Raw genomic sequence first — 14756 nt, 5'->3', positions numbered from 1 at the left:
AAATATAATAAATAAAACCTTTATTCTCAAAAATTACTAACATAGCTAGAGTGCTATTTCATAGTCTTCTCAAAAACAAAAAACATCCTTGTTTTTAACAAGGATGCCTTACCTATTTAACCTTCAATAATCTCCATCTTCTCCGTAATCGGAGTACGAGCTTTTCCTTCTGGTGCTTTATCGAAATAGCCGATATGAAGAATTCCAACGATACGTTGGCCTCTTGTTAAACCGATTCCTTCTATAAATAATGGATTGTAGTTTAATCCGCCTGATTTCCAAACGCAACCTAATCCACGTTCCCAAGCAAGAAGTTGGAAGTTTTGCATAAATGCACATGTTGCAGCGTAATCTTCATCACGTTGAATTTGACGTGGATCTTCATTTATATATACAACGATTTGTGCAGGCGTGCTTAAAAAACGATCTGATAAAATTTTACCGCGTTTCGCTCTTTCTTCTTCCGTGAAAGAGTTTAATACCGCATCTACTAATTTCTTGCGGCCTTCTCCGATGTATAGTTTACAATTCCATGGTTCACGGTGCTTATGATTAGGTGCCCATGTTGCATCGTTTAATAGTTCAATTAATAAATCTTTTTCTACTGCTTTGTCTGTAAATGTACGAACAGAGCGTCTTTCTTTAATCACATTAGCGATGGAAGTATATGTAGTCATATTTATCTCTCCCTTATTTTTATCTATATGTATAAGTTTATCATTAGTATTGATATTGATTTTCAATTTCGATTATACCTTAGTTTTTTACTATTAATCAATGTTTTATGTTGGAAAACTTCTAAAAACGTCATTCCATGCTGTGAATAAAAAAACTTAACTTGTTCACAAGTATTTCACATTTTATGGAAATGATATGTGTACAGTTTTCTACATTATCCATCTAGGAGGAGTTTACATGTACAAAAAAATCGCGGTAAGTATGACTATGGCAGCATTATTATGCGGAGCAATTATCTTCCCCGCTTCCGCTGCCACCCCAAAAGAAGTAACAATGCATCACCATAAACCAATTTCAGATGAAGAAATACAATCGCTAGAAAAACTCGGCTATAACAAACATGAAATTTGGAAAGCTGCTCATATTGCAAGAATTAGTAATAAAGAAATAAAAGATGTTTTAGCTTACTATAAGCAAAATAAATCTTGGGAGAAAACAGCCGAGCATTTCGGTATAGATCCAAGTAAGCTGAAAAAGCATCATATGAATAAAGAAACAAAGCAAGCACTGCTACAACAGTTAGCAACTATGCAAAAATCCACACCGGATCAGCTAAAGCAAAAAATGAAAGAATATAACATCAAATTGCGTCATCTTACTGTGTTAACAATCATCTCTCAAAAAAGCAATACTCCTCTTGATGATGTATTAAAGATGAAAAAAGATGGAATGGACATTAAACAAATTGCCGAAAAATTAAATGTAAAAAGAGAAGATATACGAGCGGAAATGATGAAATTAGTGAAGTCTATTAAAGAACAAAAAACAAATTAAAATGCTAAAAAGGAAGAGGCATTCACCACTCTTCCTTTTCTTTATGAACTTTCAATTTTTAAGTATAAATTCCCGTCTTTCCCAAAAACTAACACAAGTAAATGATATATGTTAGGGGTGAGAAAATGTTCGGTTTATCATCTAAAAAATCAAAAAAGACTAATACAAAAACACTTTGTTCTATTCCAGAATTTATACAAACCATGAAAGAATCAAGCGACTTTGTTTCTCATAACGTACTTGAAAATGAAACATTGTGCTTGTTTTATTATAGATCTGTCGTGGAAGCACTTATTATTAAACAATTCATTTTAACTCCTCTAAAAAAGGAATCGGAACAAATCCAAAACATCTCTGATTTATGTAATATCGTCTCTATTGAAGACATTATTATCTCCCCTTCTATTGATGATATTCGTGAGAAATTATTAGGTGGATATATTTTAATACGCTTAAAAAACAATTCGAATCCTGATCAATATGCTTTAATTCGTGCCGAAAGTACTGTTTTAGGAACACGATTATATAACGATACAGAAAATGAGTATAGCGTAATCGGGCCTAAAATCGGTTTCGTTGAAAACCTTGATACAAATATACACTTATTACGCCGAAATATCGTAACGGAGCAACTCATTTTTAAAGAAGTTACCGTCGGATCTATGTCAAAAACGAAAGTAGCAGTTGCTTATATAGAAGGAGTTACAAATGAACAATTCATCAACACCGCAATTCAACGGCTAGAAGACATTGACTTTGATGTCCCATTTGATTCAACTATGATTGAGCAATTTATTAGTGATAATAGCAATTCACCTTTTCCAGTTCTATTACCTACAGAACGATTAGATCGAGCTGTATTTGCATTAATTAACGGAGAAGTTTTAATTTTAACAGATGGCTCTCCATATGCTTTATCAGGACCAACAACGTTACTGGATTTTTTCATTTCACCAGAAGATTATTATTTACCGTGGATGATTGGATCGTTCTTTCGTATTATTCGTTTTTTCGGAGCTATATTTTCTCTTTTTTCCTCCGCTATTTATACAGCGGCTTTAACATATCATTATCAAATGATTCCAGCTGATTTACTAGGTCCTATTATTTTCTCGAGAGCTAACGTACCTTTCCCTCCCATTCTAGAAGCACTCTTTTTAGAAATTACAATTGAATTGCTTCGTGAAGCTGGAGCGCGTTTACCGACAAAAGTCGGACAAACGATTGGTATTGTTGGGGGGATTGTAATTGGCCAAGCATCCGTGGAGGCAGCTTTGACTAGTACAATTTTATTAATTGCAGTTGCTTTATCCGCTCTTGCATCTTTCACAACACCGACCGTAAAGATGTCTTCTACTATCCGGTTATTACGCTTTCCACTTATTCTTTTAGCCGGTGCATTCGGAGGATTAGGTCTTATTGTCGGATTTGTATTTATTTTAGCTCATTTAATTAAATTAAAATCACTTGGATCACCTTATTTATTACCTTTATATCCATTTCGTGGTTTAGGTACAGCAGAAGGTTTTCTTCGATTACCATTTAGTCAAACAGCTCAAAGACCTTCTTTTCTTAGACCAAAATCAAAATGGCGCTATAATCCAAACAAAGCGAAGCAAAAACGTGATGGTGAGAATGAATGAAAAAATTTTCATTGCACCTTATTATCATTATCTTCTTCATTTTACAAACTGGCTGTACACAAACCTATATAGTGGATACGCAGCGTATTATTCATATCGCTGGATTTGACATCACAAAAAAGAAAAGATTCCAAGGAACTATTCTATTCCCAGAGTACACACATGGTGTAAAGTCTAAACCAGAAACGCAATCAACATCTGCCCGTTCACTTGAGACAATCGCTTCACGATTAAATGCAAAATCTCCTCACAATGTCGTTGTAGGTCAAATGCGTGTCGTCCTATTTGGAAAAGCTCTAGGAGAACGCGGAATGGGAGAGATTATTACTAACTTACAACGTGACCCAAATATCGGGCGTGATGTACAACTAGCAATTGTAGATGGATCAGCTGAAGAGCTTTTAAATTACGGAAAAAAAAATGGGTCTTTATATATTGCTGATTTACTCGAACAAAATATAAGAAATGAAAACATTCCACAAACCGAATTAAACACTTTTTTATATAATTATTACTCTTCCGTATGTGATGCCTATGTTCCTTATATTAAAATGGACGATAATCATTCTGTCGCTGTCAAAGGGCTTGCCTTTTTAAAAGGCGATAAAGTCGTCATGTATACGGATAAAAGACATTCTGTTTTAGCAAAATTACTTATTAATCCTACGAAAAATGGACGTTACGAAGCAGCGATAAAAAAGGATAAACATAAAGGTATGGTTGTTATACAAAACTTAGCTGGGGAAAATAAGTATAATATAGATCAAACTGGCGACATACCAAAAGTAAAAATCCATTTAAAATTAAATGGATTAATTAAAAACTCTCCTAATTGGATTGATTTAAGAAAAGAAACAAATATCAACTATATAAAAAAACAAATTGAACGAAATGTTGAAAAAGACTGTGAAGATCTAATAAAACAATTTCAAGAAAAGGAAATTGATCCTTTAGGAATACGAGATGAAATTAGAAGCCATACGAGAAAATGGAATATAACACAAATTCGAAATATGTATAAAAATGTAGCGGTGGATGTAAATTTAGATCTTAATATTGTACAATCTGGAATCGGAGAATAGTGAGGTGAAATAAGCAATGAATACAATGAATAAAACAAAGACAGTCTCTCCATATTTTGCATTTATTTTATTGCATTCTCTCCAGATTGGTATAGGAATTCTCGGATATCAACGTGTAATTTTAAAAAACGCTGGTTATGATGCCTGGATTTCTCTTATTATTGCGGGAATTGCAACTCATATTGTGCTGTTTTGTATGTTAAAAATGCTTGAAAAAGACGGAGATTTAATTAGCATTCATACAACAACCTTTGGAAAATGGGTTGGCTCTATATTTTCTGTAATTTTCACTCTTTATTGCTTATTATTTTGCCTTACGGTTCTTCGTACGTATATGGAAGTGATACAAGTTTGGATTTTCCCTACCATTAAGTTATGGAAACTTACGCTTATGTTTTTATTAGTCACTTACTACATTATAAAAGGTGGCTTCCGTTCTGTGACAGGGATATGTTTTTGGGGTATTGTTCTTCCTATTTTCGTTGTATTCTTTTTAATCTATCCAATGAAATATGCTCATTTTCGTAATATTTTACCTATTTTTACACATTCACCTTTTGACATGCTTATATCTGCAAAACAATCCGCATTGGAATTTTTGGGGTTTGAAACAATTCTTATCTTTTATCCCTTTATTGAAAAAGGAAAATCTTTAAAGCGATGGGCCCATGCTGGAATTGCTTTTAGCACCTTAATTTATGTAGTTTTAGCTATCGTATCTTTTATGTATTACAGCGAGGGACAATTAAACCGTACTATTTGGCCTACTTTAACGATGTTAAAAATAATTAAAGTTCCTTTTATCCAGCGCTTTGAATATATTATTATTTTCGTTTGGTTTTTAATTATTTTACCAAACCTCTGCTTAACCATTTGGTCATCATGTCAAACGATGAAGCGTTCCTTTCATATTTCATTTAAATTTACATTACCGTTTTTTATTTTCATCATATTTTCAGCTTCTCTACTTTTCACAAACCGTGAAAGTATCAACACATTAAATACCGTACTATCTCAAGCGGGTTTATATATTGTATACGCTTATATCCCAATTTTATTTTTGTTTCATTCACTAAGATGGTACTTCAAAAATCGTTCAAAAAAAACTTCTCCCTAGGTGTCCCTTAGTCTGATACAATTTGATTAATACATTTATAAAGGGGACAAGCGAATGAAAAAGTATGTATTTTCTTTACTTGCAGTACTAAGCTTAATTCTTGCTGGATGCGGAAGTACTAGTACAAATGACCAAAAATCTTCTGAATCAAAAAAAGAAGAACATGACCACGCATCGCACACTCAGCAAGCTGACATTCAAGAGAAAACAAAAGGAGTCGACACACTTCCTACCTTCCTAGACAAGCTTGATCCACAAATGAAAGATATCTACACTGTCGCTGGACAAAATGCAGAACTATTAGATTGGATTCCATGCTATTGTGGTTGCGGTGAAAGTGTAGGACATAAAAATAATAAAAACTGCTTTATTCGTGAAATTAAAAAGAATGGTGAAGTTGTTTGGGACTCCCATGCAACGACTTGCGTCAATTGCCTAGAAATCGCAGTTGAATCTGCTTCCATGAAACAAAAAGGAAAATCAACGCTTGAAATTCGTAACTATATCGATAATAAATACAAAGAAGGCTATGGCAAACCAACACCTACGCCAATGCCAAAAGCTTAAAAAACGAGGAAACTCCTCGTTTTTTCTTTTCATTCACTTTTTTTCTTAACAAATTCTTTCAAGTGTATTTCCCCTTACTTATCACACACTATATATAACTCTCGGTAAGGAGGGTACACAGTGCAAACATATAACGACTATGATAAAGCTCTCTATTACACGTATTGCTGTAATTGGGATAAATTACTCGTTCTCATGGTTCAAACGAACGATCAATTATTTTCTAAACGTATTGAGCATTTTTTACACGCTTATCAATACAGTAAAGAACTTCCAGAAGTTGATAAACAATTGCAGCTCCTATTTCAATATATTGACCACGCATCCCAAAAGTCGCATGTAGAAGAAGTAGAACAAATTCAAATGTAAAATATAGCGCTATTCTCTTCCGGAGAATGGCGCTTTTTTAAAATGTTTATATCAATAAAAGTTTCTCCTTATAAAACTTTTATTGATAAACATATTTTTTCTTTCTTTTCCATACTACTTCATACTATAATTTAGTATGTAACTATTATAAGAGAGGTATAAAATATGGGACGAGAAAAAAAGCAAGAATATGCTTTACTTACCGCATGGGGAGCTTCTTTTATCGCTACACTAGGAAGTCTGTACTTTTCCGAAATCATGAAATTTGAGCCTTGTGTTCTTTGTTGGTATCAACGTATTTTTATGTATCCATTCGTTTTATGGCTTGGTATCGCTGTAGCAAAGAAAGATTATCGCATTGCAAGTTATTCTTTACCAATCGCAACTATTGGTGCTTGTATTTCTTTATATCACTATGCAATTCAAAAAGTCGCAGCATTTTCAGCTGCTGGGGCAGCTTGTGGACGTGTACCATGTACGGGAGAATACATAAACTGGTTCGGTTTTGTGACAATCCCGTTTTTAGCACTTATCGGCTTTATTACAATCGCTGTTTGTAGCTTTATTGTCATCAAAAACAAATAAGGAGATGAAAGAATGAAAAAAATGCTTATATTTGGTGGTATTATTATCGCCTTGTTTGCGGCAATTTTCGCTGTAACACAAATGGAAGAAAAAAACGCTTCAACTAGCCAAAAAATTGATAATGCTACTGGTAGTCAAACAGATGGTCCTGACTACTACACAAATAAAATTTCTCTTTCAGATCTTCAAAAGAACTTAAAAGAGAAAAAAGAAGAAACAGTATACTTTTATCAAACATCTTGCGTTCATTGCCAAAAATTATCTCCTGTCGTAGTGCCAATGGCTAAAGACTTGAACGTTGATATGAAAGTTATGGATATTGAAAAATTAGATGCTCCTTGGGATGAATATAAAATTCAAGGTACACCAACAATCATTCATTTTAAAGATGGCAAAGAAGTGAGCCGTATTAGCGGTGAACAGCCGAAAGACAAATTAAAAGAATGGCTTGAACAAACGAAAAAGTAATTAGAAAAGGAAACTCCTTCTACACATGAAATGGGCGTAAAATCCCACACTAATGTATAAGGAGGGGGTTTTATGCCAGAAGTAAGATGTTCTGTTTCCAACTGTTCTTTTTGGGGACAAGGTAACTTTTGTCAAGCAAGTGCGATCATCGTTCAGCCTGATGCAGATGAAACTGGTCAAACTGAAAATGATTCATATACAGCTGCTGTTTTAACAAACGAGACGCTAGAAAGTTCTGTAGCAACGAGTGTAGAGACTTGTTGTCATACATTTAAGCCTAGATATTAACAATTATTCCACCTCATATACGTGAGGTGGTCTTTTCTTTCCCTCTTCTTGTTTACGTCATCTCTAATTCTCCCTATAATAAAGTTAACATTTTTATGAATACGAAGGTGAAATACTATGGCTAAAACAATTGCAGATATCGCCAAATTGGCTGGAGTTGCAAAAAGCACAGTCTCTCGTTACTTAAACGGCGGATATGTAAGTGATAAAACAAAACTTAAAATCGAAGGTATTATTCAAGAAACAAATTTCTCTCCCAATACATTTGCTCAAAGTTTAAAAGCAAAAACAACAAATTTAATTGGTGTCATCATCCCCCGATTAGACTCCTTCGCTACAATGAAAACACTTATCGGGATCGATAAAACATTACAGGAAAATAACTATCAAATGCTTGTAGCAAATGCAAATCAAACAACCGGAACTGAAATACAAGCAATTGAAAACTTTATAAAACAAAAGGTAGCTGGCATTATTTTATTAACAAAAACATTGACGAATGAACATCAAAAAATTATGGCTAATTCAAACATCCCTATTTTATTCGTCGGGCAAGAATATAAAGATCAATATTGCCTCGTTCACGATGATTATGATGCAGCTTATGAGTTAGGGGCATACGTTTTATCGCAAGGCCATCGACATATTGCCTATTTAGGGATAGAAAAAGATGATATTTCTGTTGGAATAAATCGAAAAAATGGTTTTCAAAAAGCAATTGAAAATTTAGAACCGACTTGCAACGTTTCATATTACGAAACAACTTTCCGCATAGAAGATGCCATGAAACAAGTACAACATATTTTAGATAATAATTGCCCAACTCTTATCGTATGTGCTACAGATAACATCGCTCTTGGCGCAATGAAAGTCATTCACTCCCACTCTCTTTCTGTACCAGGTGATATTTCTGTAACAGGATTCGGTGGATATGATATTTCAGAAATGGTACACCCTAGTTTAACGACAATTGCGTTTGACTATGAGTATGCTGGAAAGCTTGCTGCCACTTCTCTTTCACAGCTTGTTGAAAACAAAACTATACCAAAAATATTACACTCCCGTTATACATTAAAAATCCAAGAAAGCGTTGACAAAATATAAAGGCGCTCTATAATAAAATTAAAACCGGTTCCACATTTTAAAAACAGGATTTTCAACATCATTTCCCTGTTTTTTATTTTAACTTATTGCGGAACCGGTTCCACAAAAGAGAATTTATAGTAAGGGGGAATTTTTATGGATATGAAACAAATTGCAACTCAAGTAATACAGAATATTGGTGGAAAGGAAAACATTGTTCGTGCCACACATTGTGCGACTCGCCTTCGTCTTATATTAAAGGATGATACGAAAATAAACGCTGCAGAAATCGAAAACATCGATGGAGTAAAAGGTGCTTTTGCAACGACCGAGCAATATCAAATTATTTTTGGAACTGGCATAGTAAACAAAGTATATGATGAATTCTCAAAACTAATTGGAATAGCCGAACTAGATTCTACAACATCAAACGATATACCTAAGAAAAAAATGAATCCTATCGCCCGCCTAGCAAAGACACTATCTAATATTTTTGTTCCAATTATTCCAGCTATCGTTGCAAGCGGTTTACTTATGGGTCTAATCGGAATGTTGAAAGCGTTTAAATTAGTTCCTGGAGATCACTCACTTATCCAATTACTTGATATGTTCTCAAGTGCAGCTTTCATCATTTTACCCATTTTAATTGGAGTTAGTGCCGCTAAAGAATTTGGTGGAAACATTTTCTTAGGTGCAGTTGTTGGTGGTATATTAACTCACCCAAGCTTAACAAATCCTTGGACTCTTTCAAATGCAAAACCCACAGTTTTACATTTCCTTGGTATGGATATTGATATGATTGGCTATCAAGGTACTGTTTTACCTATTTTATTATGTGTATATGTTATGAGTACAATTGAAAAAGAACTTCGAAAACGTGTTCCGAACTCTTTAGATTTATTAGTTACACCATTCTTAACAATTATTATAACTGGCTTTTTATCACTTATTATTATCGGACCAATTGGATATAAAATCGGTGACGGCATTACGTACCTTTTAAATACAATTTATCAATTTGCAGGGCCAGTAGCTGGACTTATATTCGGTGGGTTGTATTCAACAATTGTTCTTACTGGCTTACATCATAGCTTCCACGCTATTGAAGCGGGCTTACTCGCAAATAAAGATATCGGTGTCAATTTCTTACTCCCTATTTGGTCAATGGCGAACGTTGCACAGGGCGGTGCTACTTTAGCTGTCTATTTCAAAACAAAAAACAAAAAAACGAAAGAAATTGCAATTCCAGCAGCAGCTTCAGCATTTTTAGGAATTACAGAACCAGCTATTTTTGGTGTCAATTTAAAACTTGGTAAACCATTTATTGCAGCAGCTATTGGCGGCGCAATTGGAGGCGCTTACGTTGTTTGGATGCAAGTAGCGGCTAATGCATACGGTTTAACAGGTATTCCGATGCTTACAATTGTTGCACCTCTTGGCATGATGAACATGATTCACTATATAATTGGTTTCGCTATTGCAGTTATCACTGCTTTTGTTGCCACATTCATTTTATATAAAGAAAGTAAATAATAACGGGGTGAAAACCTATGTCAAAATATAAAACAATACTGCAATCTAATAAAGACGAATTACATTCTTTATATGAAATTGCAAACCAAGATTCATGGAAACCAATTTATCATATCCACCCACCATTTGGATTAATGAATGATCCTAACGGTGTATCATACTACAATGATGAATATCACGTTTTTTATCAGTGGTATCCATTTGGTCCCATTCATGGAATGAAGCATTGGGGGCATGTGAGGTCAAAAGACCTTATTAACTGGGAGCGTATGCCTGTAGCCATCATCCCTACTGAAAGCTATGAATCACACGGTGCATATTCTGGTAGTGCTATCGTAAAAGATGGCCTTCTTCATCTACTTTATACAGGGAATATAAAAAAGCCTGATGATTCCCGTGATGCAAAACAATGTATGGCAACAATGGATTCACAATATACGATGACGAAATATAGTAATAATCCTGTTATTGATATAATTCCTGACGGATATACAAAACATGTACGTGATCCAAAAGTCTGGAAACATAATGATATGTACTATATGTTACTCGGTGCCCAACGTGAAAATAAAACAGGAACTCTATTACTATACAAATCACAAGACCTATACAATTGGCATTTCCAAGGCGAAATTACAACAAACTTAAAAGAATTCGGATTTATGTGGGAATGCCCCGATTACTTCCAATTATCAGGGAAAGATGTACTTCTCTTTTCACCGCAAGGAATTGAAAAAGACGGAGAAAACTTTCACAATGTATACAATGTCGTTTATGCTATAGGCCATTTCGATATTAAAAATTTATATTTCCATGTTGATTCCTATTACGAAGCTGATAAAGGGTTCGATTTTTATGCCCCTCAAACTTTAGAAGACTCTACTAGTCGTCGCCTATTGTTTGCTTGGGCAGGATCAAGTGAAATCACATATCCTTCTGATGATTATATGTGGGCTCATTGCCTAACACTTCCACGTGAATTAACATTAGAAGATAACATCTTAAAACAAAAACCAGTTTCAGAATTAACAAAACTACGAACAACAAAAAAAGACATTTCAGGAGATATAACAGCTGGATTAAATGTATTATCAACGCTTGATGATGAAGACTCCTATGAATTAATTGTTACACTTAAAACAGAAGATGCAAAACGGTTTGGTCTTTCTCTCTTCCACAATGAGGAGGAATGTTTCCCCATTACATTTAATCGGGAACAAGGTACTATTTCTATAGACAGGGGCAACTTCTACCATCAATTTGGCGGAGAATATGGATTTGAACGCTGTAAAAAAATCGATATTCAAGATACGATAGAACTACAAATATTTGTAGATAAAAGCATCGTGGAAATTTTCTTATACGATGGTTCAACAGTCTTTACGTCCCGAGTTTTTCCTCGAAAAGACATGAAACATCATATCGCAATCTTTTCAGATGCAAAACTAAACTTTACCATCACACAATATAAGCTGAAAAGAGGGATTGTATGAGAAATGTCTTTTGTATAGGTGAACTATTAATTGATTTTGTGTGCCGAAATACTAATGTTTCTTTAGTAAACGGTTCAGATTTCGAAAAAAAAGCTGGTGGAGCACCCGCTAACGTTGCTGCTGCGATTACAAAATTAGGTGGACACGCTACATTTATGGGGCAAATAGGAAACGACCCATTTGGTGAGTTTCTTGAACAAACTTTACAGCGTGCGCAAGTCGATACATCCATGCTCATAAAAGATAAACAAACAACACTTGCATTCGTATCCATCGATCAAGATGGCGAACGTGATTTTACTTTTATGCGTGGTGCAGATGGTGAATATCAATTCAATAGCATTGATTTATCAAAAATACAAACGAATGATTTAATACATTTCGGTTCAGCGACAGCTTTACTATCAAGCCCATTAAAAGAAACGTATTTTCAGTTGTTACAATATGCGAAAGATAAAGGGCATTTTATTTCTTTTGATCCAAATTATCGAAGTGCACTCATTACAAATACAGAACAATTCTCTCAAGATTGTCTAACCTTTATAAAACATGCACACTTCGTAAAAGTAAGTCAAGAGGAAGCTACTATGCTCTCTAAAGAGAGTGATTTACAACAAGCTGCACTCAAATTATTAAATTATGGCGCAAAAGTAGTAGCTATTACACTTGGAAAAGACGGTACCCTTCTTGCGACAAATGAAGGTCAAACTATTGTCTCTTCTATTTCCATTCAACAAGTCGATACAACTGGTGCTGGTGACGCTTTCGTTGGAGCAATGTTATATCAGATTGCCCAAAGTGAACATACACTTTCGTATCATTTCAAAGACTTAACAGCATTTATCTCCTTTGCAAATAAAGTAGGCGCTATCACATGTACAAATTACGGTGCAATTGCCTCTCTTCCATCATTAACAGATATAAAAGCATACGATTAATCGTATGCTTTTTTTACATTCCTCTCCAAAAATCATGCATAATAAAAAAGTACAAAATAACGAGAACGGCCGTCCCGCATAGGGTAATGCGCCGATATATACTCTTCTCTCCTTCCCTCGCTTTCACAAACGCCCAAATAAATCCGAAGAATAATATTAAATCAACATATGGAACATAAAAAGAAAAGACGAGAAACGCATATAAATACACGATAAATAAACAGGTCGTTACTAAGAAAACTTTAAACGCAAATTCACTTTTCATAATATAACCGCCCCCTATCTGTACTGTATTATATTCAGCAAAATACAATAGTTGCAGTTAAACTCCAAGTATAAATAAGCTACCGTCTATAATACGGTAGCCATTACGGAACATTGTATTTCCGTTTATATATATTACTTAAAATCGAAGAAGGAATTTGCTCGTAACGAACTTTCTCTCCTGTTTCATCTATAATATACGAATTGTTTCCTATATAATATATTCCATCTTTTCGTTTTGAGTACACTGGATATCTTTCATTTGGCAATACCGTTTTCACTTTCGTTAACTGTCCATTTGGTTCTTGCCAATATATATCCGCGCGGTCTACTAACGTAAGTACTCCAATTTGTTCTTTTTCTATTTTTCGACCATTCCAGCTCACAACGCGATAACCAAGTTTATTTGCTTCATATTCGGGGCTCGTATGAAAACGAGAAATGATTACTTTTGTTTGTAATTGTACTCGGTCATATAACCATTGTATATCCCTGTCATGCATACGAATACAGCCATTTGATTCCCTACTTCCAATCGTCCATTCCCGGTTCGTCCCGTGAATTGCATATTCATTCTTATCTAGTCCAAGCCACCTCGTACCAAGAGGGTTATTCGGTGCACCCCCAGGTATTTTTTTTCGATGGTATTCTTTATTTTTAAATTTAGTTATAATACAAAAATTACCTTCAGGCGTAGGTGTACGATCTCTTCCAGTCGTTACTGGAAATGTTTTTGTGTAATTTCCATTTTCAAAAAAAGACAACTGGTTCGTCGTAAGATTTACTAATATTAAATGATCTGTATTAGCAAAAGCACTAACCGGTAGGATGAAAAATAATAGTATGATGAAACATAACTTTTTCAGCTATATCCCCCCTAGCGCTCCCTATAATAAGTGGAATTAACATTACTTTGCTCTTATAAATGAAAACTATCCATTTACAATAACGCCCCCATTTACATGTATCATTTGCCCAGTAACATAGGATGAATCACCAGATGCCAAGTATACGTATGCCGGCGCTAATTCATATGGTTGACCAGGCCGTTGCATCGGAACATTGCTCCCAAACTGAGAGACTTTCTTCTCATCAAAGCTCGATGGAATAAGCGGTGTCCAAATCGGGCCTGGTGCAACACCATTTACCCGAATCCCTTTTTGCACTAACGATTGAGAAAGTGATCTTGTAAAAGCTACGATTGCTCCTTTCGTTGCGGAATAATCAATTAACGTTTCATTTCCTTCATATGCAACGATAGATGCCGTATTTATAATGACATCCCCTTTCTTCAAATGAGAAAGGGCTGCTTTCGTAACGTGAAAATAAGAAAAAATATTAATACGAAATGTTTTTTCTAGCTGTTCTGCTGTAATATACTCTAGCCCTTGCTGCGGATATTGCTGTGCAACGTTATTCACTAAAATATTTAAACTACCTAACTGCCGGGCGGTCTCTTCCACAATATCTTTACAATGCTGTTCATTACTCAAATCCCCCGGCAACAATACACACTTTACACCTTCTTTTTCAACACGTTGTTTCGTCTCATTTGCATCTTCTTCCTCATCTAAATAAGCAATCGCAACATTTGCTCCCTCTTTTGCAAAAGCGATGGAAACTGCTCGTCCAATTCCGCTATCTCCTCCCGTAATTAACACATTCTTCCCTTTTAACTTTTCACTTCCTTTATAGTTTGCATCTTCAAACTGCGGAAGGGGGCTCATTAATGATTCAATACCTGGCTGCTTATTTTGATGTTGCGCAGGCATTGTTATAAAGTTTTTTTGCTGTGGCATAGCTGCTTTCAACTC

Annotated in this window: 17 protein-coding genes; 13 read left to right on the top strand and 4 right to left on the bottom strand. The window is 34.8% G+C overall.

The genetic code is table 11. The features are described 5' to 3' along the window. Positions 1-116: 116 nt before the first annotated feature. On the bottom strand, positions 117-677 hold the full coding sequence (locus ACUL40_RS23730) for a nitroreductase family protein (RefSeq protein WP_000214819.1): 561 nt from the start codon (positions 675-677) through the stop codon (positions 117-119). Positions 678-915: 238 nt separating this feature from the next. Between ACUL40_RS23730 and ACUL40_RS23725 the strand changes: the two genes are divergently transcribed. The 13 genes from ACUL40_RS23725 to ACUL40_RS23665 all read left to right on the top strand — a co-directional run bounded on the left by ACUL40_RS23725 (position 916) and on the right by ACUL40_RS23665 (position 12678). Next, on the top strand, positions 916-1512 hold the full coding sequence (locus ACUL40_RS23725; protein WP_000276978.1) for a hypothetical protein: 597 nt from the start codon (positions 916-918) through the stop codon (positions 1510-1512). 125 nt (positions 1513-1637) lie between these two features. After that, positions 1638-3155, top strand: coding sequence for a spore germination protein (locus ACUL40_RS23720; RefSeq protein ID WP_000467485.1), 1518 nt, complete (start codon positions 1638-1640; stop codon positions 3153-3155). Next, on the top strand, positions 3152-4237 hold the full coding sequence (locus ACUL40_RS23715; RefSeq protein WP_445422757.1) for a Ger(x)C family spore germination protein: 1086 nt from the start codon (positions 3152-3154) through the stop codon (positions 4235-4237). Before ACUL40_RS23720 ends, ACUL40_RS23715 begins: the two co-directional genes overlap by 4 nt. A gap of 16 nt (positions 4238-4253) precedes the next feature. Continuing rightward, positions 4254-5354 (top strand): GerAB/ArcD/ProY family transporter, encoded by a 1101-nt coding sequence (locus tag ACUL40_RS23710; protein WP_001095038.1) that lies wholly within the window; start codon positions 4254-4256, stop codon positions 5352-5354. A 54-nt stretch (positions 5355-5408) separates the two neighbouring features. Continuing rightward, positions 5409-5921 carry a PCYCGC domain-containing protein gene (locus ACUL40_RS23705; protein ID WP_000761036.1) on the top strand — a complete coding sequence of 171 codons (513 nt, stop codon included), beginning with the start codon at positions 5409-5411 and terminating at the stop codon, positions 5919-5921. A 120-nt stretch (positions 5922-6041) separates the two neighbouring features. Continuing rightward, complete coding sequence (locus ACUL40_RS23700; RefSeq protein WP_001195459.1) at positions 6042-6290, top strand: YhdB family protein; 249 nt, start codon at positions 6042-6044, stop codon at positions 6288-6290. Positions 6291-6455: 165 nt separating this feature from the next. Then, on the top strand, positions 6456-6875 hold the full coding sequence (locus tag ACUL40_RS23695; protein ID WP_000532265.1) for a disulfide formation protein C: 420 nt from the start codon (positions 6456-6458) through the stop codon (positions 6873-6875). 12 nt (positions 6876-6887) lie between these two features. Next, the gene (locus ACUL40_RS23690; protein ID WP_000738435.1) at positions 6888-7343 is read left to right on the top strand and encodes a thioredoxin family protein; all 456 of its coding nucleotides are present in this window, start codon (positions 6888-6890) and stop codon (positions 7341-7343) included. Positions 7344-7415: 72 nt separating this feature from the next. Next, the gene (locus ACUL40_RS23685) at positions 7416-7631 is read left to right on the top strand and encodes a DUF1540 domain-containing protein (RefSeq protein WP_001115482.1); all 216 of its coding nucleotides are present in this window, start codon (positions 7416-7418) and stop codon (positions 7629-7631) included. 117 nt (positions 7632-7748) lie between these two features. After that, positions 7749-8735 (top strand): LacI family DNA-binding transcriptional regulator, encoded by a 987-nt coding sequence (locus ACUL40_RS23680; protein ID WP_001140401.1) that lies wholly within the window; start codon positions 7749-7751, stop codon positions 8733-8735. Between the two features lie 135 nt (positions 8736-8870). Next, positions 8871-10247 carry a sucrose-specific PTS transporter subunit IIBC gene (locus ACUL40_RS23675; protein WP_445422758.1) on the top strand — a complete coding sequence of 459 codons (1377 nt, stop codon included), beginning with the start codon at positions 8871-8873 and terminating at the stop codon, positions 10245-10247. A gap of 17 nt (positions 10248-10264) precedes the next feature. Then, the gene (gene scrB, locus ACUL40_RS23670) at positions 10265-11740 is read left to right on the top strand and encodes a beta-fructofuranosidase (protein ID WP_000049750.1); all 1476 of its coding nucleotides are present in this window, start codon (positions 10265-10267) and stop codon (positions 11738-11740) included. After that, on the top strand, positions 11737-12678 hold the full coding sequence (locus ACUL40_RS23665) for a carbohydrate kinase family protein (protein WP_445422759.1): 942 nt from the start codon (positions 11737-11739) through the stop codon (positions 12676-12678). Before scrB ends, ACUL40_RS23665 begins: the two co-directional genes overlap by 4 nt. A gap of 13 nt (positions 12679-12691) precedes the next feature. Here the strand turns inward: ACUL40_RS23665 and ACUL40_RS23660 are convergent, their stop codons facing one another. The 3 genes from ACUL40_RS23660 to ACUL40_RS23650 form a co-directional block, all read right to left on the bottom strand. Then, positions 12692-12943, bottom strand: coding sequence for a hypothetical protein (locus ACUL40_RS23660; RefSeq protein ID WP_000834195.1), 252 nt, complete (start codon positions 12941-12943; stop codon positions 12692-12694). A 103-nt stretch (positions 12944-13046) separates the two neighbouring features. Then, positions 13047-13808 (bottom strand): L,D-transpeptidase, encoded by a 762-nt coding sequence (locus ACUL40_RS23655; RefSeq protein WP_025921749.1) that lies wholly within the window; start codon positions 13806-13808, stop codon positions 13047-13049. 66 nt (positions 13809-13874) lie between these two features. Next, positions 13875-14741 (bottom strand): SDR family oxidoreductase, encoded by an 867-nt coding sequence (locus tag ACUL40_RS23650; protein WP_001136261.1) that lies wholly within the window; start codon positions 14739-14741, stop codon positions 13875-13877. Positions 14742-14756 lie beyond the last annotated feature (15 nt).

The sequence above is a fragment of the Bacillus sp. KNSH39 genome, assembly GCF_052656585.1.
Note: the sequence above shows the minus strand (reverse complement) of the source record. Positions and strands in the feature narration are given on the sequence as shown.